This window comes from Vibrio sp. 10N.261.46.E11, assembly GCF_041472735.1.
Lineage (GTDB): Bacteria > Pseudomonadota > Gammaproteobacteria > Enterobacterales > Vibrionaceae > Vibrio.
On sequence record NZ_JBFRQW010000050.1, the window covers coordinates 1 to 24725 of the forward strand.

At 44.4% G+C, this 24725-nt stretch carries 19 protein-coding genes; 11 read left to right on the top strand and 8 right to left on the bottom strand.

Annotated elements, in window-relative coordinates; all coding sequences use genetic code 11:
* Window positions 1–91 precede the first annotated feature (91 nt).
* The 7 genes from AB4407_RS15885 to AB4407_RS15915 all read right to left on the bottom strand — a co-directional run bounded on the left by AB4407_RS15885 (window position 92) and on the right by AB4407_RS15915 (window position 10418).
* Entirely contained in the window at window positions 92–1900 is a 1809-nt protein-coding gene (locus AB4407_RS15885) for a long-chain fatty acid--CoA ligase (protein WP_372121239.1), read from the bottom strand.
* Window positions 1901–2101: 201 nt separating this feature from the next.
* The gene (gene leuO / locus AB4407_RS15890) at window positions 2102–3061 is read right to left on the bottom strand and encodes a transcriptional regulator LeuO (protein ID WP_372121240.1); all 960 of its coding nucleotides are present in this window, start codon (window positions 3059–3061) and stop codon (window positions 2102–2104) included.
* A 346-nt stretch (window positions 3062–3407) separates the two neighbouring features.
* Window positions 3408–4463: an MJ1255/VC2487 family glycosyltransferase gene (locus AB4407_RS15895; RefSeq protein WP_372121241.1), complete on the bottom strand. Its 1056-nt coding sequence runs from the start codon at window positions 4461–4463 to the stop codon at window positions 3408–3410.
* 57 nt (window positions 4464–4520) lie between these two features.
* Window positions 4521–5045: a phosphatase PAP2 family protein gene (locus AB4407_RS15900; RefSeq protein WP_372121242.1), complete on the bottom strand. Its 525-nt coding sequence runs from the start codon at window positions 5043–5045 to the stop codon at window positions 4521–4523.
* Between the two features lie 272 nt (window positions 5046–5317).
* On the bottom strand, window positions 5318–8425 hold the full coding sequence (locus AB4407_RS15905) for an efflux RND transporter permease subunit (RefSeq protein WP_102250509.1): 3108 nt from the start codon (window positions 8423–8425) through the stop codon (window positions 5318–5320).
* Window positions 8422–9759 (bottom strand): efflux RND transporter periplasmic adaptor subunit, encoded by a 1338-nt coding sequence (locus tag AB4407_RS15910; RefSeq protein ID WP_372121243.1) that lies wholly within the window; start codon window positions 9757–9759, stop codon window positions 8422–8424. Before AB4407_RS15910 ends, AB4407_RS15905 begins: the two co-directional genes overlap by 4 nt.
* Complete coding sequence (locus AB4407_RS15915) at window positions 9759–10418, bottom strand: TetR/AcrR family transcriptional regulator (RefSeq protein WP_009847815.1); 660 nt, start codon at window positions 10416–10418, stop codon at window positions 9759–9761. Before AB4407_RS15915 ends, AB4407_RS15910 begins: the two co-directional genes overlap by 1 nt.
* Window positions 10419–10983: 565 nt before the next feature.
* Between AB4407_RS15915 and leuA the strand changes: the two genes are divergently transcribed.
* The 5 genes from leuA to AB4407_RS15940 all read left to right on the top strand — a co-directional run bounded on the left by leuA (window position 10984) and on the right by AB4407_RS15940 (window position 16839).
* Window positions 10984–12531: a 2-isopropylmalate synthase gene (leuA, locus tag AB4407_RS15920; protein WP_009847816.1), complete on the top strand. Its 1548-nt coding sequence runs from the start codon at window positions 10984–10986 to the stop codon at window positions 12529–12531.
* Window positions 12532–12628: 97 nt separating this feature from the next.
* On the top strand, window positions 12629–13720 hold the full coding sequence (gene leuB / locus AB4407_RS15925; protein WP_372121244.1) for a 3-isopropylmalate dehydrogenase: 1092 nt from the start codon (window positions 12629–12631) through the stop codon (window positions 13718–13720).
* Between the two features lie 117 nt (window positions 13721–13837).
* Window positions 13838–15250: a 3-isopropylmalate dehydratase large subunit gene (gene leuC, locus AB4407_RS15930; RefSeq protein ID WP_372121245.1), complete on the top strand. Its 1413-nt coding sequence runs from the start codon at window positions 13838–13840 to the stop codon at window positions 15248–15250.
* Window positions 15251–15264: 14 nt separating this feature from the next.
* Window positions 15265–15867, top strand: coding sequence for a 3-isopropylmalate dehydratase small subunit (gene leuD / locus AB4407_RS15935; RefSeq protein WP_372121246.1), 603 nt, complete (start codon window positions 15265–15267; stop codon window positions 15865–15867).
* A 189-nt stretch (window positions 15868–16056) separates the two neighbouring features.
* Window positions 16057–16839, top strand: coding sequence for a DUF547 domain-containing protein (locus AB4407_RS15940; protein ID WP_372121247.1), 783 nt, complete (start codon window positions 16057–16059; stop codon window positions 16837–16839).
* Between the two features lie 68 nt (window positions 16840–16907).
* Here AB4407_RS15940 and djlA read toward each other — a convergent pair whose 3' ends face one another.
* Window positions 16908–17762 (bottom strand): co-chaperone DjlA, encoded by an 855-nt coding sequence (gene djlA, locus AB4407_RS15945; RefSeq protein WP_372121248.1) that lies wholly within the window; start codon window positions 17760–17762, stop codon window positions 16908–16910.
* A 149-nt stretch (window positions 17763–17911) separates the two neighbouring features.
* Here djlA and lptD point away from each other — a divergent pair, with 149 nt between their 5' ends.
* The 6 genes from lptD (at window position 17912) to AB4407_RS15975 (ending at window position 24702) form a co-directional block, all read left to right on the top strand.
* Window positions 17912–20275: an LPS assembly protein LptD gene (lptD, locus tag AB4407_RS15950; protein WP_372121249.1), complete on the top strand. Its 2364-nt coding sequence runs from the start codon at window positions 17912–17914 to the stop codon at window positions 20273–20275.
* A 43-nt stretch (window positions 20276–20318) separates the two neighbouring features.
* Window positions 20319–21614 carry a peptidylprolyl isomerase SurA gene (surA, locus tag AB4407_RS15955; protein ID WP_372121250.1) on the top strand — a complete coding sequence of 432 codons (1296 nt, stop codon included), beginning with the start codon at window positions 20319–20321 and terminating at the stop codon, window positions 21612–21614.
* A complete protein-coding gene (gene pdxA, locus AB4407_RS15960; RefSeq protein WP_372121251.1) occupies window positions 21604–22593 on the top strand; it encodes a 4-hydroxythreonine-4-phosphate dehydrogenase PdxA in 990 nt (329 codons plus the stop codon). The genes surA and pdxA overlap by 11 nt, the downstream gene beginning before the upstream one ends.
* Window positions 22590–23405 (top strand): 16S rRNA (adenine(1518)-N(6)/adenine(1519)-N(6))-dimethyltransferase RsmA, encoded by an 816-nt coding sequence (gene rsmA / locus AB4407_RS15965; protein WP_372121252.1) that lies wholly within the window; start codon window positions 22590–22592, stop codon window positions 23403–23405. The genes pdxA and rsmA overlap by 4 nt, the downstream gene beginning before the upstream one ends.
* Before the next feature lie 81 nt (window positions 23406–23486).
* On the top strand, window positions 23487–23867 hold the full coding sequence (gene apaG, locus AB4407_RS15970) for a Co2+/Mg2+ efflux protein ApaG (RefSeq protein ID WP_372121253.1): 381 nt from the start codon (window positions 23487–23489) through the stop codon (window positions 23865–23867).
* A 31-nt stretch (window positions 23868–23898) separates the two neighbouring features.
* Entirely contained in the window at window positions 23899–24702 is an 804-nt protein-coding gene (locus AB4407_RS15975; RefSeq protein WP_372121254.1) for a symmetrical bis(5'-nucleosyl)-tetraphosphatase, read from the top strand.
* Window positions 24703–24725: the final 23 nt, after the last annotated feature.

Below are 24725 nucleotides of genomic sequence, written 5' to 3' on the forward strand. Positions count from 1 at the left end.
AATCCGCGATGAACCTAAAAAATCCCCCTAAAAATGCAATCACATTCGTAGGGGGATTTTTAAACAACTGAAAATTTATCTAAGTAGAAAACTACTTATCTTTCGACTTTTCAGTGTACATTTCTTCGATTTCGTCTTGATACTTATCGTTAATAACCTTACGACGCAGTTTCTGGGTCGGTGTTAGCTCACCATCATCCATAGAAAACGCTTTTGGCAGCAACTTGAACTTCTTCACTTGCTCAAATTTCGCTAGCTCTTGTTGTAAGTCATTCACACGTTTCTCTAGCATCTCTACTATTTGGTGATTTTTAACAAGTTCCACACGGTCATGATATTTGATATTAAGCTCTTTGGCATACTCTTCTAGCGAGTCATAACAAGGAACAATCAGTGCAGAAACGAATTTGCGCGTATCAGCGATAACAGCAATCTGCTCGATAAAGTGATCTTTACCAATTGCGCCTTCAACCACTTGCGGTGCAATGTACTTGCCGCCAGAGGTTTTCATCAGCTCTTTGATACGGTCTGTAATGAACAGGTTTCCATTTTCATCAAAATGACCCGCATCACCGGTTTTCAAGAAGCCGTGTTCATCGAATGTTTTCGCGGTTTCTTCTGGCATCTTGTAGTAGCCACGCATCACCATTGGGCCACGAACAAGAATCTCGTCCTTAGCGCCAATTTTTACTTCAGCGCCCGGCATCGACATACCGATCGAATCAGGGTTAAAACAACGGTCATCCCAGCACGATACTGTTGCCGTGGTTTCTGTCATGCCGTAGCCAAGTTTTACATTGATACCAATTGCGTGGAAGAAGCGACCAATGGTTTCATCAAGCTTCGCGCCACCACATGGCATGAAGTTGATGTTACCACCTAACAGAGCTCGCAGTTTAGAGAGCACAAGCTTATCAGCAAGCGCATGACTCTTCTTCAGCATGAATGATGGTGTACGACCTTCTTGATGACAAACAGAAAGCTTCGCGCCCATGTTCACAGCCCAAGTAAAGAGTACTTTACGAATAAACGGTGCTTTGGATACTTTCTCGTGAATCGCTGAGAAGATCTTCTCGTAGAAGCGAGGAACAGCAGACATAACTGTTGGTTTAACATCACTCAGCGCATCACGAACTTGCATGGTATCTTGCAGATAGCAGTTAGTTGCGCCTTTATAGAGGACATAGAAAGTCCAAGCGCGTTCAAATACATGTGATAGAGGTAAGAAACACAATGAGACGTCGTCTTTGCTTAAGCTGAGACGCTCATCATGGCCTTTTAGTTGATAGCCAATATTAGTGTAATCAAGCATTACACCTTTCGGCTGACCAGTAGTACCAGAGGTATAGATCAGGGTCAGTAAGTCGTCCATACATGCTTCGGCTAAGCGAACATCAAGCTCAGCTTGCTGCTCTTCAACACCACGAACCATGAACTCTTGCCAAGATACAGCAAAGCTGTGTCCTTGCAGATCAATGTCATCAGACATAGCGACGATGATTTCAAGCTGCTCACACTCTTCAAAGATGTTAACAGCGGCATCAAACTGAGCTTGCTCACCTACAAATAAGATCTTCACATCCGCATTTTGGATAATGTAAGAAGACTGTGCCGCAGTGTTGGTTGGGTAGATTGGTACCGTTACAAGACGCGCTTGTAAGGATGCGAAGTCAGCCACCGTCCACTGAGGCATATTGTTCGAGAAGATACCGATCTTATCTTGAACTCTCAATCCCTGAGCCAATAGTGCTAATGAAAGCGTATCGATTTGTTGTCCAAATTGTTCCCAGCTAATACCTTGCCATACATTGCCTACTTTGTGCTTCAAAGCTGTACGGTTGCCGCCTTGGGCAATTTGGTCACGAAGTCTTTTTACGATATGAAAATCTAAATTGGCCATCTCTTTACCTTTGGCTTACACCTGTAAGCTTTTTTGAGCGCACAAGTGTACCTCTGATCATGGAAAAGGCAACTGATGAAGCTCAAAGTTATAAGTAATAGTACGTCTCACGCTAAGTTTTCTATCAACAAAAATAGCAGGTACAAAAAAGCCCCAAGCCAGACTCCTAGCTTAGGGCTTATAAATCATAGGAATTAGTGTCTAGTTAAGTGCCACTACTTCGCCACAGATCATCATTAACTGATCTCGTAACCAAATGTGTCCTTTGTCCTTTTCACTTGATTCGTGCCAGCTTAGGAAGCCTGAAATTGCCGCATTATCAAATGGGAAGTCTAGAATCTGAAGCTGCTCTTTGTTTGCTGCATGTTCTACCATCCAACGAGGAGCAATCGTTACTAGCTCAGACTGACCTACAACGTAAAGAACGTTGCTTAGGCTCGTACCTTCATAGAAAGGTGTGCAATCGAGGTCACGGTAAGCTTGCTCAGAGAAGCTACGTTGACCATGGATGCGAGACAGTTTAGCGTGCTTTTCGTTAAGCAACTCTGCCGCTGAAACTTCACCGTTGATGCGCGGATGAGAAGCAGAAGCTACCACAACCAATTCATCTTGGAAGATTTCAGTGCTTGAGAAACCTTGTTCATCAAAACGCGAGTAATCAATAACGAAGTCAATTTCTTGGTAACGCATGCGTTCAGAAAGTTGACGGTCAAATTCTGCATCCATGTGCAGTTTAACGCTAGGCGCTTGATCGTTGATTGTCGACATAATCTTAGGAGCAAAACGCATGTCACAAGGGCTGCAAATTGCAAGTTTGAACAGACGAGAAGACGACTCTGGAGAAAACACAGAACTTGGCAATTCGTTGCGTACTAACTGCAGCGCTTGGCGGATTGGACCAAACAACTGACGAGCACGTTGAGTCGGTTGGATACCACGACCTTGACGCATGAATAGTTCGTCGTTGAACATTACTTTCAAACGAGCAACCGCGTTACTTACCGCTGGCTGAGACATGCCCAGATTGTGAGCTGCACGTGTAATATTTTGCTCTTGCATAACTGCATCAAATACAGTCAAAAGATTTAAGTCGACTCCACGAAGTGTGCTTTCCATTCTGTAGCTTGCAATTGCACTCATTGCGTCTTTTTTCTCTAACATTCAAGTTGCCTCTTGTCGGTTCGACAGGGTTAAATTGGTAATGGTGTGGGAATAGATAACCACTAATTCTTATATTTATCAGACCGATGTTTTTCGGATTACCATTACTATTAACCAATACATCTCGAGCTACCAACAAGATTGATAAAGAATAATTTTATTTTACCTTAATGATTAATTAACACTTAAAAATCAGCAATTTATAGAGTTATAAAAAAACATAAAATGCGTCACTTATGAGTTTCCTTTCGACTTATTTAGCTGTCCTATCGTTTGGTTACACTTATTACAAATTATTGAACTCGTGAATCGTTCGGCTAGGCAATTCAGAAATAACACTTATGGGTTACGTGAGTGATGCATAACTAGGAAAGTCGACCTTGTCCCAAAGCTGCTTTCTTAAGGCATCTTGGTTGGACCAATTGCCCGCTAAAACCCACTCTACGAGTGCACTTGCCACGTCGGGATAAGTGACTATTTCTGCCTGTTTTTCACCGAGCCAACTACGCAAGATAGCCGCGTCTAAAAAACTCATGGTTTGAGCTAACCCAAGAGCCTCTAGCGTCGCCACATTACTCTGTTGTTCAAACTGCCCATCAAGTGGTTTAAGGAGCAACTTCTTGCCCAACGTTAGGGCTTCAGAGGGTAATTCAAAACCGCCATTGGCCACCACACCAGAGCACTGATTGAGATCGAATTGGAAGCCGACATGACTGAGTGGTTTGAACTCAATATTTTCGACTCGGTTATACTCAATAACATTCGGGTGATAGCAAACAAAGTGATGAGAAATGAACTTCATCAATAGCTCTGATATCGCCTCTAGCTCCTCAAACGGCAGATAGACCAGAGTGAAATCTTGCTGCGCTTTGGTTTGTTGTTCACCTGTGAGCGTGTGAACGATCGGTGGCAATATTGGCTGTTCAAAGTGATACCAGTGCAGTCCAATTGAGTGCTCTGTTGGCGCAAAATGCTGAATAACAGAATGTTCAATCCAGTTGCCCCCTTCTTTAGGCACATCATAACGGAACGCATTTTGGTGGCTTATCCCAATACATGGCACACCTTGTCTCTTAGCCGCCCATGCCGTCACAGGTTCAAAGTCATTAATCACTAAATCATAAGGCGTAAGATCGAGCTGGTTAATTTCACGGAGAAATTGCCAGATATTGTTCTTGATGAATGTCTTGCCGTATTTAACCTGCCCTTGCTCACTGTAAAAGGTTAAGCCGCTGCGAATCTGATAGTGACCAAACGCTTCCATCGAGAAGTACTTGCTCTCGTCTCGCCCAGAGAACAGAAAGTCGACATCGATATTTTGCTGACGGAAAGCCACAGCCATTGCTCTCGCTCGAGCGATGTGACCATTCCCTGTGCCTTGTACTCCATATAAGATTTTCATGCATGTTCCTTTATGCTTGCCACTTAAGCTCGGCAGTGGTTGCTGCCAACAAAATAATTACAAGATGAAGCTGATAGCAAGGCTAGTACAAGCGATGCCCAAGGCCGCGCCAATCAGTACATCCGTTAAAAAGTGCACACCGAGTAAGATTCGAGAGCCAGCAATCGCTGTCGCCCAAATCAAGCTAAATAGATAGAGACTTGGATAGAAATGCCCGATGAGAGTCGCCATTACAAAAGCAGCAGCGGAATGCCCAGAAGGCAGGCTGTATTTATCTGACGGCACAATGTGAGAGTGAAGTAATGAAGAGAATTCAGCGGGTCTGCGGCGCTTTAGGGTGTTTTTGGCTACCCAATAAATCGGTAGCTCTATCACAAAAGCGGCTAGACCAACCATTAAAAATTCACGACCTGTGTAGCCATCAGCTAACAGCGCAATCAGAGCGATCAACACATATAGATGACCATCCCCGGTATGAGACACCGCTTTACTCAATGTTGCATGTTGCCCGCTATAACGGTTCTTCAAACAGAAAACAGAAAATGCCACATCCCAGCGGACAATCGGTTCGATAGTACGCATACGATCTCCTTAACAATCCTTATTCAGTTAAGGCTCAAGGTATGCCCCTGAAATGACAGTTAGGTGACGTTTTGAATGAACTAAAATGAAATTTCCGTGGGATGCGCAGTGAAGCTGTTCAGCCCAAGGTGATGAAGCAAACACCCTATAAAGATAAAGCGGCACTAGGCCGCTTTATTGTTCTACGTTTTTACTTCTTTATATAAGCAAGCAAACGCTACTTCTATCGTGTTAATGGTTATAGCGTTCGCTAATGATAATAGCGCTAAAGGCTATAGCGCTAATGGCTCATGCTTTTTCACTAAACCAAAGTCCGCCAGTATCGCGTAAGCGGCAGGGATCATAAACAACACCAGTAAGGTTGAAGCAAATATGCCAAACACAATTGAAATAACCAGAGGCTGGATAACCTGAGCCTGCAAGCTGGTTTCCGTCAACAGCGGTAGCAAACCTGCCGCTGTGGTCATTGAGGTCAAGAATACCGCACGGAAACGCTCACGACTGGCCTTCACCACCGAGTCATGAACGCTATCTCCCTCATCAACATGGTGACGAATGTATTGCACTAGCAAGATGGAATCATTGACCACGATTCCGGCAAGCGACACAAAGCCCATCATGCTCGGCATGCTTAACGCGTGCCCTAACAGCCAGTGACCAACAACTACACCAATGAAGGCCAGTGGAATCGCTAACATTACGACGATCGGTTCCAAGTAGCTTCGGAACTGATAGCTCAGAATCGCAAACACACCGAATAAACCCAATAGGAAGCCTTTACCCATTGAGGCTCCGGTCTTCGCCGCATCTTTGGCTTCCCCTTCAAAATCAAAGCGTAAGCCCGGATACTTTTGAATAAGCTTGGCTGCTTCATCTTTTTGGAACTGAGCCAAAATTGCTGAAGAGCTCGCTTTCTTATTGTCAATATCACCAAAGATACTGATGGTTCTCAGCCCATCAATACGCTGAATTCGCACGTAATTACGTTGGAAATCTAGCGTTGCCAATGTCGCTAGCGGAATCTGGCTGCCATCTGCAGTGATGATTGGGAAGTTAGCTAGTTGCTGCAAATCCCCTGCCTGTTCTTTATCAAGGCGTACCTCAATCGAAATGTTCTCGACCCCAATTTGGATTTCATCCGCAGTCTGACCAAAGAAGGCCGCACGCAATTGGGAAGCAATCATCTGCCCATTAACATTGTAGGTTTCAGCACCTGGGCGCAGTTTAACTAAGATCTCTTCCTTACCCATGCGCATGTCATCAAGCACGCCGTGCACACCATCAAACTGATTGAGGTACTCTTGAATATCTAAAGAAGCCGATTTCAACGCGGCAAGATCATCATGTTTGGCGCGGATCTCGATAGCACGACCGCCCGGCCCCATGGTCGGTTGTTTGAAAACTAGCGAGATAGGATCAGCCAAATCGCCGATGTCTTCCCGCCATGCATCAATAAAATCATCGATCACCGTGTTGCGACTCTCTGCACCACGCAAGTCTAAGCGCACAGTGGCTAAGTGTGGGCCTGATTCATTGGCATCTGCGTTTGCATTGAATTGGCTGGTGATATGCTCAACCAATTTATTACCGTCCTCAACCTCTTCACTCCACTGCTCATTCAAACGTTCAGCAGATGCGACTATTTTATCGACCACTTTCTCGGTTTGAGACAGTGATGCACCCGGTGGAAGAATGATGCGAGCCTCGGCAATATCACCATCCAACTCAGGGAAAGGTTGGAATTTGACAACGCCACCTGCAATCAATGCTACCGAAAGCAGCAGCAGGGTAAGCACTCCGCCCATAAAGGCATAGCGGAACGTCACGACCTTCTCGACCATGTTCATCAAAGTGGTATTGCGAAAGTTCTCAAATTTCTCAAGCAGAACGACTTTAAAGCGCAGCGCTGGCTTATCATTTTTTTCTTTGTGTAATGAATGAGATAAGTGATTTGGTAGAATAAGAAACGCTTCGATTAAGCTCAGCGACAACACCAAGATAAGCACCTGAGGCACCGCTTTAAGCACCGCACCCATTTCACCATCAAGGAACAACAAGCTACCAAAGATACACACAGTGGTTAGGAAAGAAGACAAGACTCCGGGGAGCACTTTCTTCACACCGTTGTACACCGCATCGTCAACGTTTTGCCCCCGATCCAGATGGGAAGCTATAGATTCGGCTATCACTATGGCGTCATCCATCATAATACCGATTGCCATCAACAACCCGACCAGCGACATAATGTTAATCGACAAGCCTAAATTGGCCATCAAGAACAGGCCACCGAGGAAGGCAACCGGTAACCCTGCCGCCACCCAGAATGAATAGCGTAAGCTGAAGAACAACCACATGGTGGCGAACACCAGCACAATACCTTGCCAGCCATTACGCACCATCATGGTTAAACGATCCCACAGCACAGAGGAGAGATCGTTGGTCATTTGTAGTGTCACGCCGTCAGGAGCAATCGCGCTTTGATCTTCAACGAATCGCGTTACATTCTCTTTAATTCGTAGTGCATCATCTTCTTTATTTTTGCTGATCTTCAACAGGGCTGATGGTTTGCCATCAAATAAAACTTTCTGCTCATCAAGCTCAAAGCGATCGGTTATTTTGGCTATGTCTCTCAAACGAATCACCGAGCCATTAGGCGCAGAACCCACCACGATACTCTCTAATTCAACCGGAGTGATGCGTCTTTCATCAAAACGAATCAGAAAATTTTTGTCTGGCGTCTCAACGTTACCGCTTGGCAGTTTTACATTCTGACGGCCAATTTGGTCGGCGATATCACCGACACTCAAACCCAACTGGCGAATGGCTTGGGTATCCAGTTCGACACGATATTGGTGATCCGAAAAACCGCTGACCTCAACCAATGAAACGTCGTAATCAAGCTTCATCGTGCGCTTTAGATCTTCTGCGTAGGCCTTAAGTTCTGGCCATGAGGTTTCGGCTGTAATCGCGATATCAACTACCGGTTCATTCCAATCCAACTCTTGAACAACCGGAGATTCAATCTCACTAGGGAAATCATTGATCGAGTTGATCTGAGTTTGCACGTCCACCAGCATTCGGCCAATGTCCGCTTTCTCATTTAACTTGAGAATTAAACGAGCGCTGCCTTCGATGGCTTCACACTGAGTCTCTTCAATGTTGGCTAAGCCGTCTACTGCATCTTCCATTCGCACACATAAGCTCTCTTCCACTTCTTGTGGTGATGCGCCGGGATAAACGATCGCCGCCATAATGTAAGGTGGATCATAGGCAGGAAAGGTTTCACGTTTGATGGTTGATAGTGAGCTTATACCCAAAATCAACAACCCAAGCATCAACAAGTTTGCTGCTGTTGGGTGCCTAGAGAAGAACTTGATCATGAGGCGCTCTCCTGAGTATCCGATTCAAGCTCAGCCTCTTCAGAGTTCGACTCTTTCAATAACATGCCTTCAATCGCAGGTAAAACGTCATTGAGAATTAACCTATCACCCGCGTGCAGTTCACCATCCACCACCACTTGGTTATCTCGACGATAAAGCACTTCAACATTCACCACTTGTAAGCGCTGGCTGTCATCCATCAGATAGACCTTATCACCGTGCAGAGCGCGCTCTGGGACAACCCAACTAAGGTTGGCCAAGCCTTCAATCTCCGCTTTAACAAACATACCATTGACTAAAGGCGTTGCGCTGTCTGGTTGCAGTTGTGAGTAGTCTTGCGCGATTTCAAGAATGATCCCTGCTGTTGCTTGGTTCTCATCAACGGTTTCGCTGATTCTCGCCACCTTTGCAGGCCAATTGAGGTTAAGGCTGCCACTGTTAAGTTGAATACTTGCTTTGATCGGCGCTTCATAAGGGTTTGGTATACCTGCGGCATCACGAGGGAACTGGTTAAAGCTGGAGGCTAAAGTTTGCATATCGTGAATAGAGAGTTGCGCCTCAACTTCCATAACCTTAATCCCGTGAGCAACAAACATCTCTTGCTGAAGATTAACCACTTGGTTTTGTTCAATATCGACCTGCGCAATTCGCATCGCTCTAGGCAAGGAGATGGTCGTTTTATCCAAAGAGCGTTGCGCCTCTTTTACTTTAGAGACATTCACCTTAATCACTGCTTCCGCAACACGCTTTTCATCTGGCATCAATGCAATTTGGTTATCAATATCCAATACAAGCTTCTGTTGAGACAACGCACTTTGCTGCTGCAAATCAACATCGGATTGAGAAGTGAGCCCTTTCTTACGCAGATCTTGTTTACGTTGCAGCTCTTTATTGCTGATCACTAAACGGTTCTTTTCGATCTTTAGGGTCTGCTTAAGGTTATCTTCTTCTTGGTTTAACTTAGCTAATGAGGTCTGGCTTGATTTAAGATCCGCTTCAGCTTGTACCAACTTCAACTCGTAATCCAAAGGATCGATCTTAAGTACCTCAGTTCCCGCTGGAATTATCTGACCTTTTTCTAGGTCTGGATGTCGATAAACAATCTGCCCTGTCACCTCGGCGATGGCTTTCCATTCAACTTTAGGGACTACTTTGCCAAAGCCCACCGCCAACGGCGCGATCATTTGTTGTTCTAAACTGATTGTTTCGACTAGACGAGCCCTATCTCCCGCGGGCTTAGTCGGCAGATCTGGCTTTAAGCTAATCGCAGTCACAAGGCCGATGACACCAACCGCAAGTGCTGGAAAGAAGAGTAGTTTTTTATTTATTTTCATTATCTTTTGTCCTGCACTGCAGAAGGGCTCGGTGCGTTGATAAAGCCTTCGGTCATCAATTGAATGTTGTGTTCGATTAAACGGTTAAGAAATTCTTCATTAATCTCAATACCATGGATTGCTAATAGAGGGGGCGGAGCAATGAATGGAAACACCATCAAGCTTATATACGAAACTCGACACAATTTTGGATCCATGTTCTGTTTTAAGATGCCTTGTTCAACCAGCTTTTCAAAAATGACATCTTGGGCTGGCTTGGCGACATCGAGAAAAACCTTTTCGAGCAACTCTCTTTGCACTTCAGAGGGAGGCATATTCATCACTTGAGCAATCAAGCGAGGAAACTTGGGCACCTTGACCATCTCTTTATAGTAAGTCCGCATTAAATCAAGAAAGTTCTCATGGCTGCTTTCTTCAACCAATCTCTGCATTTGCAATTGCATCGGTCGTAGCGTTTCACGCAGCATCGCCTCAAATAATCCAGCCTTACTGCCAAAGTAATAACGGATCATCGCAATGTTCACACCCGCACGATCAGCAATCAGGCGTGTCGAGACCTTGTCGTATGACTGAACGACAAACAGATCACGAGCATGCTCAATCAATAGTTGTCGAACATCTAAGTTCTGTTGAGGTCGCCCCGCTTTTCGTGCTGTCATGGCATCAACCTATCTCTATAATTAATCATTCGATTAATTATAGAGATAAACAGGCATAAGAGTAGAAGATTAATTACTCACTATTTAATCAATTGATTAATTACTTTAGTCACGCTTGTGATTTTTTTGGTGAATCGTTCCATTAAAAATATTTACTACAAAGTTTTAACCTACACATCAGCCAAACGATAAACTAACCCGCCAATACAAAACCACCATTTAGTTGATATCGCTAACACTGAAACAAAAAACAGCACAAACAAAACCAAAACACTGCCAATGCACGCTGATATTGGATTTTCTTGTTTGACGCTCAGAATAAATTACGGTAAATATGGTGTTAACAGTTTATTTACGGATATTTGTGTAATGATTTTTTCTTCTTCTCTACTGCTGAAACTTCTCCTTATCGTGAACCAATCGCGCGGGTAAGTTGTGGGTCAAGAACTACACAAATATTAAAACCCGCACTAAGCGGGTTTTTTTGTAACTGGCACTTTTAAAAGAACATCATTCTTAATAATTTGGATAGCAATCGATTCATTATCGATATAAGGAAGCACCCATGAACGATCAAGTAATAATTTTTGACACGACCTTACGTGACGGCGAGCAAGCATTGGCTGCAAGCCTTACGGTAAAAGAGAAGTTACAGATCGCTTATGCTCTTGAGAGACTGGGTGTAGATGTTATCGAAGCTGGCTTCCCTATTTCTTCTCCGGGTGATTTTGAGTCAGTACAAACCATCGCTAAACACATCAAAGACAGCCGTATTTGTGCGCTTTCTCGTGCCGTAGCGAAAGATATCGATGCCGCTGCCGAAGCGCTTAAAGTTGCTGACCAGTTCCGTATTCATACCTTCATCTCAACATCAACGGTTCACGTACAAGACAAATTACGCCGCAGCTACGATGACGTAGTAGAGATGGCAGTGAAAGCAGTCAAGCACGCTCGTAACTATACCGATGATGTTGAATTCTCTTGTGAAGATGCCGGCCGTACCCCTATCGACAACCTATGTCGCATGGTTGAAGCCGCGATTAACGCAGGCGCGAAAACCATCAACATTCCAGACACAGTGGGCTACACAGTACCAAATGAGTTTGGTGGCATTATCAAGACGCTATTCGATCGCGTACCCAACATCGACCAAGCGATCATCTCTGTTCACTGTCACGATGACTTAGGTATGTCGGTTGCAAACTCAATTGCTGCTGTGCAAGCGGGCGCTCGTCAAATTGAAGGCACAATCAATGGTATTGGCGAACGTGCTGGTAACTGTTCTCTAGAAGAAATCGCAATGATCATCAAAACTCGTCAAGAGCTTTTGGGTGTTCATACTGGTTTGGATCACAAGGAGATCCACCGTACCAGTAAGTTGGTAAGTCAGCTTTGCCACATGCCAATTCAAGACAACAAAGCAATCGTCGGTGCTAACGCATTCAGCCACTCTTCAGGTATTCACCAAGATGGCATGCTAAAGAACAAGAACACTTACGAGATCATGACGCCTGAGTCTATTGGCTTGAAAAACAAAGCCTTGAACCTAACAAGCCGTAGTGGCCGTGCTGCTGTGAAGAGCCACATGGACGCTATGGGTTATAAAGACAATGAGTACAACCTAGATTCATTGTACGAAGACTTCTTGAAGCTAGCTGACCGTAAAGGCCAAGTGTTCGATTACGACCTAGAAGCACTAATGCACTTCGCAAATCTGCGCGACGAAGATGACTTCTATAAACTTAACTACCTAAGCGTACAATCTGGTAGTGTTATGTCTACCACCAGCATCAAACTGCAATGTGGTGATGAAGAGAAATGCGAAGCCGCTGTCGGCAATGGCCCTGTTGATGCTTTATACCAATGTATCTACCGCTTAACAGGCTACGAAATAGCGTTGGATAAGTTCGACCTAACTGCAAAAGGTGAAGGCGAAGATGGCTTAGGTCAAGCGGACATCATTGCTAACTATAAAGGCCGTAAGTACCACGGTACTGGCGTTTCAACCGATATCGTTGAAGCTTCTGGTCAAGCGTTGCTACACGTTATCAATAGCATTCAACGCGCAGACACTATTGCTGAAATGAAGCAGCAAAAATTCGCGACAGTTTAAGACCCCAATAACAGAGCCCTAGAGCCGATGTTGTTGGCTTTAGGGACAAAATTTAAAACGAGCCAAAAAGCTCAGTAACAAGAATTAAAGGATTAACATGACAGATAAATCATACAAGATTGCCGTACTACCTGGTGATGGCATTGGCCCAGAAGTAATGCAGCAAGCACATAAAGTGCTAGACGCGATTGAAAAGAAGCACGCGATTAGCTTTTCTCGCGAAGAGTATGATGTTGGTGGTATCGCAATTGATAATCACGGCTGTCCACTTCCAGAAGCGACAGTAACGGGCTGTGAAGAATCTGACGCAGTACTATTTGGCTCGGTTGGCGGACCTAAGTGGGAACATCTCCCACCAAACGATCAACCAGAGCGTGGTGCCCTACTTCCTCTACGTAAACACTTCCAACTGTTCTGTAACCTACGTCCTGCACAAATCCACAAAGGTCTAGAGTCTTTCTCTCCTTTGCGTGCTGACATCTCAGGTAACGGCTTCGATATCGTTGTAGTTCGTGAACTAACAGGCGGCATCTACTTCGGCCAACCTAAAGGTCGTGAAGGCGAAGACGCAACTGAGAAAGCTTTTGATACAGAGGTTTATCACCGTTACGAGATCGAACGTATTGCAAAGATTGCGTTTGAATCTGCACGTCTACGTAACAAAAACGTTTACTCAATCGACAAAGCAAACGTTCTGCAGAGCTCTATCTTATGGCGTGAAGTGGTTGAAGAGATCGCAAAAGATTACCCAGATGTCACGCTAAACCACATGTACATCGACAACGCGACCATGCAGCTAATCAAAGACCCATCTCAGTTTGACGTAATGCTATGTTCAAACATCTTTGGTGACATCATCTCTGATGAGTGCGCAATGATCACAGGCTCCATGGGTATGCTTCCTTCTGCAAGCTTAAACGAAAGCAACTTCGGCCTATACGAACCAGCAGGTGGCAGCGCACCAGATATCGCAGGTAAGAACATTGCGAACCCAGTCGCGCAAATTCTTTCTGCAGCGCTAATGCTTCGTTACAGCCTAGGCGAAGAAGCGGCAGCACAAGACATCGAAGCAGCGGTTTCTAAAGCACTTTCTGCAGGCGAGCTAACGGCAGATCTTGCTGGCAAAAACCAAGCGCTAACTACCTCTGAAATGGGTGACAAGATCGCTGAGTACATCTTAGCTTCATAAGCTAAATGCTCCGATTAGAAGCAAGTACATAAGAATAATATCAAGCCAAGTCATCGTAAACCGCATGACTTGGCTCGAAACAAACACTGGGACTGATGCTCCCAAGGAAGAAAAGCTATGTCGACAAACCAGCAAGCAAAAACCTTATACGAAAAAGTTTATGACGCTCACGTTGCGGTTGCAGCGAAGGGCGAAACGCCAATTCTTTATATCGATCGCCACTTAGTCCACGAAGTAACGTCGCCACAAGCCTTTGATGGCCTGCGTGAAAAAGGCCGTAAAGTTCGCCAAGTAGGCAAAACTTTTGCGACCATGGATCACAACGTATCGACGCAAACTAAAGACATCAACGCTTCTGGCGAGATGGCTCGTATCCAAATGGAAACGCTATCGAAGAACTGTGAAGAGTTTGGTGTCACCCTTTACGACCTAAACCACAAATACCAAGGTATTGTGCACGTAATGGGCCCAGAGCTAGGTATTACTCTGCCGGGCATGACCATCGTATGTGGTGACTCACACACAGCAACACACGGTGCATTCGGTTCTTTAGCATTCGGTATCGGTACTTCTGAAGTGGAGCACGTTCTAGCAACGCAAACGCTAAAACAAGCTCGCGCTAAAACCATGAAGATCGAAGTAAAAGGTAAGGTTGCTCCGGGTATCACTGCAAAAGACATCGTGCTAGCGATCATCGGTAAAACAACAGCGGCTGGCGGTACTGGCTACGTGGTTGAATTCTGTGGTGAGGCAATTACAGACCTTACGATGGAAGGTCGTATGACGGTATGTAACATGGCAATCGAGTTGGGTGCTAAAGCGGGTCTAATTGCTCCAGATGCAACAACATACGAATACATCAAAGGTCGCAAGTTCTCTCCACAAGGCGAAGACCTAGAAGCGGCAATTGAATACTGGGACACATTGAAAACCGATGCTGACGCTAAATTCGATGCGGTTGTTACATTAGAAGCGGCAGACATCAAACCACAAGTCACTTGGGGAACAAACCCAGGTCAGGTTATCTCGGTAGACACACCAATCCCAGCACCTGAAAGCTTCGCTGACCCTGTAGAAAAAGCATCTGCAGAAAAAGCGCTGGCTTACATGGGCCTTGAAGCCGGTAAATATCTATCTGATTACAACGTAGATAAAGTGTTCGTTGGTTCTTGTACTAACTCTCGTATCGAAGACATGCGTGCAGCAGCAGCGGTAGCGAAAGGCCGTCAAGTAGCGAAACATGTTCAAGCGCTTATCGTTCCGGGTTCAGAGCAAGTTAAAGCACAAGCTGAAGCTGAAGGCCTAGATAAGATCTTCATCGAAGCCGGCTTTGAATGGCGCTTACCAGGCTGTTCTATGTGTCTTGCAATGAACAACGACCGTCTTGGTCCACAAGAGCGCTGTGCTTCTACATCAAACCGTAACTTTGAAGGTCGCCAAGGCCGTGATGGTCGTACACACCTAGTTAGCCCAGCAATGGCTGCAGCCGCAGCGATCGCAGGTCACTTTGTCGATATTCGTGAACTTTAATTAGAGGATTTAACATGTCAGGTTTTCAACAACACACCGGATTAGTCGTTCCTCTAAATACGGCCAACATCGATACAGATGCGATCATTCCAAAGCAGTTCCTACAAAAAGTGAATCGCATTGGTTTTGGTAAGCACTTGTTCCACGACTGGCGTTTCCTAGACGACGCTGGCCAACAACCAAACCCTGAGTTTGTAATGAATGAAGCTCGCTACCAAGGCGCTTCGATTCTACTGGCTCGTGAGAACTTCGGTTGTGGTTCATCTCGTGAACACGCACCTTGGGCACTTGCTGATTACGGCATCCAAGTGATGATTGCGCCAAGCTTTGCAGACATCTTCTACGGTAACTCGATCAATAACCAAATGGTTCCAGTTCGATTGACTGAACAAGAAGTGGATGAGATCTTCCAATTCGTAGAAGCGAATGAAGGCGCTGAAGTGACTGTCGATCTAGAAGCAATGAAAGTGAGCGCGAATGGCAAACAGTACTCCTTTGAAATTGATGAGTTCCGTCGCCACTGCCTGCTGAACGGTTTAGATAATATCGGCCTAACACTGCAGCACGCTGATAAGATTTCTGCGTATGAAGAGAAGATTCCAAGCTTCCTAAAATAAAGAAGCCTTGAAATTGAAAAGCAGTTTCAAAAATCGAAAAGGTTGGCTCAGTGCCAACCTTTTTTATTTGGCTGAGTTTTTAGCTTAGCTTAATGTGTTTATTAAGCTCTGCTCTGTTAATTTACTGAAGAGCCATGAAAGAAAATCACAGAGCATAAGGTCTTAGTAGTCAGCCATCAGGAGAATGCCATGAAACAACTACTCGTTATTATCAGCCTACTTTTCTCAACCTTAGCTTGGTCTGCACCTAAATCCGAACTGTGGCCATACTGGAACCAAAGTAATGAAGCAAATTCAACACAGGTATCTCATCAAGATTGGCAGCAATTCCTTGATAACTACTTGGTCAAACAGGGGCAAAATACGTTAGTTCGTTATCAGGCAGTAACGGCGACTGACAAGTCAAAATTGAAGCAATACATTAAGCAGTTAGAACAGGTTAACCCACTCGACTATTCAAAAACGGAGCAGTATGCCTATTGGGTTAATCTATATAACGCCGTGACTGTCGATTTGATTCTTGATGCCTACCCGATCAAATCCATCACTAAACTTGGCGGACTATTTAGTTTTGGGCCGTGGGGAGATGATGTGGTAATCGTTAACGGAAAATCGCTGACACTCAATGATATTGAACACAGAATCTTAAGACCTATTTGGCAAGACCCACGCACACACTACGCGGTAAACTGTGCCAGCCTAGGCTGCCCTAACCTACAACTTCAAGCCTTTACGGCTGACAACACCGAGCCTCTACTGGAACAAGCTGCCTCTGAATTTGTGAATAGTAATAAAGGTGTGCTGGTTAAAGGCAATAAGCTCCAATTATCATCGATTTATGAGTGGTTTGCTGTGGATTTTGGTGACCAAAAGCAGCTTATTCAACACCTAGACCAATATCTAGCTAAGCCAGTTACGAATACTAACAAAATCAGCTATGAGTACGACTGGTCGCTTAACCAGGCAAACTAGTTTTAACGTTATAACTGATGAACGAAGCTAAACAAAAGAGTCGCTCCAATGAAGCGACTCTAATGATGTTATTTAAAACCTTTAACCTTCTTAATTAGGTCGTAAGCATTTTGAATTTCTTGCGATTTTTCTTTCGCGACATTCATCATTTCTGGTGGCAAACCCTTCGCCATCAGTTTATCTGGGTGATGCTCATTCATCAGCTTGCGGTAAGCTTTCTTCACCTCTTTACCCTCAGCACTTTCACTTACACCAAGAACTTTAAACGCATCGGCCAATTGGTTTTGTTGCGAAGCCTGTTGCCAACCAGATGACTGCCCGTGACCTTGATGACCACCAAAGCTTCCACCCTGCTGTTGAAAACGGAATGCAGCTTCTTGCATCTGTAAACGGCGTTCTAGTTGTTCTGCAGAAAAGCCAAGACCTTGCGCTATCTTATGCAGAACTTGGCGCTCACTAGGATGCAGGCTTCCATCTGCAAATGCTGCTGAAACTTGAAGCTCTAGGAAGAACTGCAGAAGATCAAAACGCCCACCTGACGAGATCTTTACGCGTTCAAGTACATCACTTAACGGGAAGTCGCTCTCTTTACCATCTCGGAACGCATCTTGCGCGGCTTTACGTTGTTCACCATGCAGGTTCATACGCTCCATCATTGTAGAAGCGAGTTGAATCTCTTCCGCCGTTACCTGCCCCTTAGCTTTAGCAACATGTCCCATAACCGCAAAAGCGGATTTAAAAAACTCGTTCTGTCTTTCGACTTGGCTTGGTCCTCGACCAAAACCAGAGCTATTGAAGCCTGATTGGTTCAATCGACGAGCTTTATCGAATTGGTGCCCTAAAAATAGGCCAAAAACTAAACCGAGCGGCCCCCCAAATAAAAAACCAAAAAAAGCGCCCAAAATTTTGCCAAATATTTGCATTATGTGTTCTCTATCTATGAATTTTGTCTGAGTAATGCTGTCTGATGATGCTGAATGCTAATATTTCCTTTATCATAAGGAAAATGCTTTATTAATTGGATTGATACTAGATCAACCCTTCATCTAGTGACACAGGATAGTTCAACTTCATGCAATCTTTTTCCCGCACCTTGTTAGCCGCGTCTATAAGTACGGCATTATACGTATCGACAACTCAAGCTGAAACAATCACCGATAATAGTGTGCAGGAAATGCCCTCTATAGATCAATGCTTGATCGAGCCCGCTGCAGAAAACGAGACACAACTTCCCGCTCATGTTGAGTCCGATCGCTTAGAGGCTATCAATGGTGACAAGGCAATCTACTCAGGTGATGTAAGAGTTACCCAAGGAAACAAAACCATCCTTGCCGACAATGTAACACTTCACCAACAAGAAAATATCGTTGTAGCTGAAGGCAACGTAAACTTTAGTGATGGTCAAATTAAATCAGTATCAGATAAAGCGACCAATAATCTGACTACCGATGAAATGACGCTCGAAAATACCGATTATGAGTTCCTCTGTGAGCAAGGGCGAGGAGATGCAGTTTACATCGCAAAAACCGGAAAAGCGGTTTATGAGATTGAAGATGGCTCAATCACCTCTTGCCCTATCGGCGACAATGCATGGCGCTTAAGAGCGTCAAGTATCGATGTCGACCAAAATGAAGAAGAGGCTACGTTCTACAACCCAAGGTTTGAAATTCAGAGCGTTCCTGTTTTTTATCTGCCGTACTTAACCGTTCCGATTGGTGATACGCGTAAAACAGGCTTCTTATATCCAACGGTATCATATGGCTCAAGTGATGGTTTTGAATTTGAGATCCCTGTTTATTGGAACTTGGCACCAGAGTATGACCTCAAAACCACTTTTAAGCACATGAAAGAGCGTGGTACACAGCTTAACAGTGAATTTAGATATTTAAGCGATTTTGGTTCCGGGATGATTAAGTCTGAATACTTGCCTGATGACAAAAAATACCCTGAGAAAGGCAAACGTTGGGGGGCTCAACTTAATCACTCAGGAATATTCCAAGAATCTTGGTTGTTTGAAATTGATTACTCAAAAGTTGGCGATATCGAGTACTTCACAGATGTAAACGGAAGCGGCATTGGTAACCGTGAAGATGGCCAGCTGCTTCAAGAAGGGCAGGCTACATACCGTTCTCAAAATTGGGATGCGTCTGTACTTGTGCGAGATTTTCAGGTCCTCACAAATACGACAAACAACCTTCCATACCGCCTGCTCCCACAGCTTGAATATAACTATTATGCCCCTGAGGTAATGGAGTATTTAGATTTCGACTTGGTCAGCCATGTATCTCTGTTTGATACAGATGCAAAAGGGAAACCATCGGCAACTCGTATTCACGTTGAGCCGGGAATTACAATTCCAGTAGGCAACACTTGGGGTACTTGGACCACAGAAGCCCGATTGCTTGGGACTTACTACCAACAAGATCTTGATGGTGTAGATACGACAACGGGAACAAAAAAAACAAACCCCAATTACGGCCTTGAAGAGAAAGTATCCCGTGTAATACCTGAATTTCGAAGCCATGCAGGCATCGTTTTAGAGAGAGGTACCAAGGTCATTGGCGACTACACTCAAACTTTAGAGCCCCAAGTTCAATACTTGTACGTACCAAAAGAAGATCAAGACAACATCGGCCTTTACGATACGACACTTCTGCAGACTGATTACTATGGCCTGTTTAGAAGCCGTAAGTACAGTGGTGTAGACCATATCGCTGCAGCTAACCAAGTCAGCTATGGTGCATCATCTCGTTTCTTTGATGATGAATATAAAGAGCGTCTCAATGTGTCTTTTGGACAGATCTTCTATATCGACAAAGACACGAAACAAAATTTACAACTCGATACTAAAAATAAGAATTCGAACTACTCGTCTTGGGCAGTAGAGGTCGACTTTAACTATGACGACTATCTATTTTATCATGGCGGTGTACAGTACGATATCGACACGTCAGCGATGCAACTAGCTAACAGCACCATTGAGTACCGTTTTTCTGGTGGTTATATCCAAACCAACTACCGCTACGTAACCAAAGAGTATATCGAAGACACTGTTGATTTTAATGTTGGATCGATTACTAAAGATGGTATATCTCAAGCAGGATTACTAGGAGCCTACCAGATTTCGCGTAAGTGGAATGCCAGCGCCCAGTATTTCTATGATTTAACGACCGAAGAGAACCTTGAGTGGTTAGCGAAACTCAATTACAAGTCAGATTGTTGGTATATCGGCTTCACCTACAGTAACCAATTGCGAAGATGGGAAGGTGATTACATCAACACATCGAACGCAACGCCAGTTTACGAGAAAAACTTTGGCTTTAACTTCGGCATTGTTGGATTTGGTACCAATATAGGCTCTGATTCAAGCGAAGTAAGTGAAACGAGCTCAAATAACGCACTCAGCTATGGTCGCCCATTCTTCTTAAACAACTAATTTTCTTTACTGACAAAACATCAGTAGATATCAAGGATTACACATGACATTGTGGAAACGCACATTAATTGCTATCGCAGCGGCTTGTACTGTCTCAATAAGCTATGCAGCACCGGTTGAACTCGATAGTGTAAAAGTGATCGTCAACGAAGGCGTGATCTTACAAAGTGACATTGATACTTCAATGAAAACACTGCGCGCAAACGCGAAGAAAAGCGGACAAACATTACCATCACAAGATGTACTGAATGAGCAAGTTCTAGAAAAGCTGATCATCGATACAATTCAGACTCAAGAAGCGGAACGTATTGGGGTTCGAATTGATGATGCTCGACTTGATCAAGCGATTGAAGGCATTGCGAAAGATAACAACCAAACAGTTCAACAACTTACTGCATCGGTTGCAGAAGAAGGACTAAGCTACAATGCATTTCGCGAGCAAGTAAGAAAAGAAATTGCAGCCAGTGAAGCACGTAATGCCTTAGTTCGTCGCCGTATAAACATTCTTCCAGCAGAGGTCGATAACCTAGCGGATATATTAGCTCAAGAGACTAATGCGACAGTTCAATACAAAATCGGCCACATTCAACTGCGTTTTAATGACGACCAAACCAAAGAAGAATTAGAAGCACAAGCGACTGATTTAGTGAAAGAGCTAAACAACGGCAAAGACTTTAGCACCATGGCATATACTTACTCAAAAGGCCCTAAAGCACTGCAAGGTGGTGATTGGGGTTGGATGCGTAAAGAAGAGATGCCTACGATTTTTGCAGACCAAATCAAAATGCAGAATAAAGGCAGCATCATCGGTCCTTTCCGAAGTGGTGTTGGCTTCCATATTCTAAAAATTGAAGACGTAAAAGGTTTGGAAACCGTTGCAGTTACCGAAGTTAATGCACGTCATATTTTGATTAAGCCAACGGTTATCTTGAGTGATGACGGTGCGAAAGAGCAGCTTGAAGAAATCACTCGTCGTGTAAACGCAGGTGAAGCGAGCTTTGGTGATCTTGCACAGCAATACAGCCAAGATCCAGGTTCAGCAGTACAAGATGGTGAGTTAGGCTACCAAACTCCAGATTTATACGTTCCTGAGTTCAAACACCAAGTAGAAACGCTACCTGAAGGTAAGATCAGTGCGCCATTCAAAACCGTGCACGGTTGGCATATTGTTGAAGTACTAGACCGTCGCGAAGTCGACCGTACCGATTCAGCATTGAAAAACAAAGCTTATCAAATTCTATTTAACCGTAAGTTCAACGAAGAAGTCGGTGCTTGGCTGCAAGAAGTAAGAGCTAGCGCCTTTGTTGAAGTGGTCGAGGACGACCAAGATGACAACTAAACGCCTTGTCATTACGGCAGGTGAACCAGCAGGAATTGGGCCAGATTTAACTCTAGCTCTATCCCAAGAAAGCTGGCCACATCAGCTCGTGGTTTGTGCGGATAAAAGCCTATTAGCAGAGCGAGCTGAAATGTTAGGGATTGAGGTTGAGCTGTTGGATTACGATTCAACCGCGCCCAAGCAACCTCAACGCTCTGGAACATTGGTTGTGAAACACGTTCCACTAGCTGAAACAGCAGTTGCAGGCCAACTCAACGAGGCTAACGGTCATTACGTATTAAATACTTTAGAAACCGCAGCAATTGGCTGTATGAATGATGAATTTGATGCTATTGTCACCGGCCCTGTTCACAAGGGTGTAATTAACCGAGCTGGCGTTGCTTTTAGTGGCCATACCGAGTTCTTTGCAGAGAAGTCCAATACTCCACTTGTCGTGATGATGTTGGCAACAGAAGGGCTGCGTGTTGCTCTAGTAACAACGCACATCCCGCTAGCTTATGTATCTCAAGCAGTGACCGAAGACAGATTAAAGCAAATCATTGCTATTCTGCATAAAGATTTGGTCGAAAAATTTGCTATAGAGAAACCAACTATCTACGTGTGTGGATTGAACCCACATGCGGGTGAAGATGGTTGTTTGGGTCGTGAAGAGATAGAAACCATCACCCCTACGCTAGAAAAAATTCGCCACAAAGATGGTATTAATTTAGTTGGCCCATTGCCAGCAGACACCATCTTTAATGAAAAATATTTGCAAGATGCAGATGCTGTTTTAGGTATGTATCACGACCAAGTACTCCCGGTATTGAAATACAAAGGGTTTGGTCGCTCAGTGAACATCACGCTTGGCTTACCGTTTATTCGCACATCAGTCGATCACGGTACCGCCTTAGACTTGGCAGGGAAAGGCCAAGCCGATACAGGGAGCTTTAGAACAGCGCTCACGCACGCCATTGAATTAGTTGAGAAAAAACAATGAGAAATGATGTCCACTTAGGGCACAAAGCGCGTAAACGTTTTGGTCAAAACTTCCTTAACGATCCATACATTATTGATGGAATCGTATCGAGTATTAATCCACTACCAGGTCAGAATTTAGTAGAAATTGGTCCTGGTCTTGGCGCAATTACTGAGCCTGTTGGCAAACTTGTCGACAAGTTAACAGTGATTGAATTAGATAGAGATCTTGCTGAACGTCTGCGTAATCACCCTGATCTTGCTGAAAAGTTAACAATTTATGAAGGCGATGCAATGAAGTTCGATTTCGAACAACTTGTTAAGCCAAACAACAAGCTACGTATCTTCGGTAACTTGCCATACAACATCTCTACACCATTGATGTTCCACCTTTTTGAGTTCCATAAAGACGTACAAGACATGCACTTTATGCTTCAAAAAGAAGTGGTTAACCGATTAGCCGCTGGTCCTGGTACTAAGGCTTACGGCCGCCTAACGGTTATGGCTCAATACTACTGCAAGGTAACACCTGTACTGGAAGTGCCACCAACGGCTTTCGTTCCACCACCGAAAGTAGATTCAGCAGTTGTACGTCTGCAACCATACGAAGTGTTACCTTACCCAGCAAAAGATCTAAAATGGTTAGATCGTGTTTGCCGTGAAGGCTTTAACCAACGCCGTAAAACGGTTCGTAACTGCTACAAGAGCTTGATCGATAAAGAAGTGCTTGAAGAGCTAGGTGTAAACCCTGGCATGCGCCCTGAGAACCTGACGCTCGAACAGTTTGTCGATATGGCGAACTGGTTGCACGACAGTCACAACGCTGACAAATAATCGAAAAAGGCTCCTACACTTCGGTGAGGAGCCTATTTTTTATGTAATACTTAAAGCATACCAACAACAAAAGGTGCGAATATGGATATATCTACGCCTTGTATCAAATGCCAGGTTCATTCTAAATATATTGAAGAACAATCTGAACCATCTAAGAGTCGCTACGTTTTCGCTTATATCATTACCATCAAAAACCTCAGCAAAACAACGGTGCAACTCATGTCTCGCCGCTGGCTGATTACCGATTCCAACGGTAAGCAACTCACCATAGAAGGTGATGGCGTGGTTGGACAACAGCCAGTGATTGAAGCCAATGACGAATACACCTACACCAGCGGTACCGTCATCGAAACCCCTGTGGGTGTTATGCAAGGTCACTATGTGATGGCCGATCATAAAGGCATTGATTTCATAACAGAAGTCGACCCATTTAGACTGGCTATCCCCAATATTCTTAACTAGTACACATCTCTACCACTTACAGGAAAATGCTGTGTCGAATTATATTGTCGGAGACATCCAAGGGTGCTTCGACGAACTTCAATTACTGCTTGAAACCATCAACTTTGATAAACAACAAGATGCCTTATGGGTCGCTGGTGATTTGGTCGCTCGAGGTCCTAAGTCATTGGAGACACTACGCTTTATTCGCAGCCTTGGTGACGCAGCGAAGGTGGTATTAGGTAACCATGATTTACATCTACTTGCGGTATCCTTAGGCCTCTTTTCAGCCAAACCAAAAGACAAGACTCAACCAATTCTTGACGCTGAAGACCGTGACCAATTGCTGGAATGGTTAAGACAACAACCCTTGATGCAAGAACACCCTGAGTTTGTCATGACACATGCAGGCATCTCTCCTCAATGGAACTTGGAACAAGCACGTACAGAGAATCGAGAGATAACGTCATTACTGAAATCGGACCGTTGGCAGTGGCTTATCGAGAATATGTACAGCAATACGCCTGATTTATGGCATAAAGATTTAGAAGGGATTGAGCGCTATCGCTATGCGATCAACAGTTTCACTCGAATGCGATTCTGTTTTACGGATGGTCGACTCGACATGGCCTGTAAACTGCCACCTAACGAAATTACCACTGAGCCGTTAGTACCTTGGTTTGACTTTCCACAACGCATAAAGCTAGATAAAAGCGTTGTTTTTGGGCACTGGGCTGCGCTTGAAGGCTATAACGGAAAAGACGTGATTGGACTCGATACAGGATGTGTGTGGGGAGGAGATTTGACTATTCTTCGCTGGGAAGACAAACAGTTTTTTACCCAAAAAGCGCTATAAAGATACGAGATACGAGATACGAG

Bases quoted from the DNA above. Each gene is read 5' to 3' on its own strand.
- AB4407_RS15885 (WP_372121239.1), bottom strand. From the start codon at position 1,900: ATGGCCAATTTAGATTTTCATATCGTAAAAAGACTTCGTGACCAAATT.
- leuO (WP_372121240.1), bottom strand. From the start codon at position 3,061: ATGTTAGAGAAAAAAGACGCAATGAGTGCAATTGCAAGCTACAGAATG.
- AB4407_RS15895 (WP_372121241.1), bottom strand. From the start codon at position 4,463: ATGAAAATCTTATATGGAGTACAAGGCACAGGGAATGGTCACATCGCT.
- AB4407_RS15900 (WP_372121242.1), bottom strand. From the start codon at position 5,045: ATGCGTACTATCGAACCGATTGTCCGCTGGGATGTGGCATTTTCTGTT.
- AB4407_RS15905 (WP_102250509.1), bottom strand. From the start codon at position 8,425: ATGATCAAGTTCTTCTCTAGGCACCCAACAGCAGCAAACTTGTTGATG.
- AB4407_RS15910 (WP_372121243.1), bottom strand. From the start codon at position 9,759: ATGAAAATAAATAAAAAACTACTCTTCTTTCCAGCACTTGCGGTTGGT.
- AB4407_RS15915 (WP_009847815.1), bottom strand. From the start codon at position 10,418: ATGACAGCACGAAAAGCGGGGCGACCTCAACAGAACTTAGATGTTCGA.
- leuA (WP_009847816.1), top strand. From the start codon at position 10,984: ATGAACGATCAAGTAATAATTTTTGACACGACCTTACGTGACGGCGAG.
- leuB (WP_372121244.1), top strand. From the start codon at position 12,629: ATGACAGATAAATCATACAAGATTGCCGTACTACCTGGTGATGGCATT.
- leuC (WP_372121245.1), top strand. From the start codon at position 13,838: ATGTCGACAAACCAGCAAGCAAAAACCTTATACGAAAAAGTTTATGAC.
- leuD (WP_372121246.1), top strand. From the start codon at position 15,265: ATGTCAGGTTTTCAACAACACACCGGATTAGTCGTTCCTCTAAATACG.
- AB4407_RS15940 (WP_372121247.1), top strand. From the start codon at position 16,057: ATGAAACAACTACTCGTTATTATCAGCCTACTTTTCTCAACCTTAGCT.
- djlA (WP_372121248.1), bottom strand. From the start codon at position 17,762: ATGCAAATATTTGGCAAAATTTTGGGCGCTTTTTTTGGTTTTTTATTT.
- lptD (WP_372121249.1), top strand. From the start codon at position 17,912: ATGCAATCTTTTTCCCGCACCTTGTTAGCCGCGTCTATAAGTACGGCA.
- surA (WP_372121250.1), top strand. From the start codon at position 20,319: ATGACATTGTGGAAACGCACATTAATTGCTATCGCAGCGGCTTGTACT.
- pdxA (WP_372121251.1), top strand. From the start codon at position 21,604: ATGACAACTAAACGCCTTGTCATTACGGCAGGTGAACCAGCAGGAATT.
- rsmA (WP_372121252.1), top strand. From the start codon at position 22,590: ATGAGAAATGATGTCCACTTAGGGCACAAAGCGCGTAAACGTTTTGGT.
- apaG (WP_372121253.1), top strand. From the start codon at position 23,487: ATGGATATATCTACGCCTTGTATCAAATGCCAGGTTCATTCTAAATAT.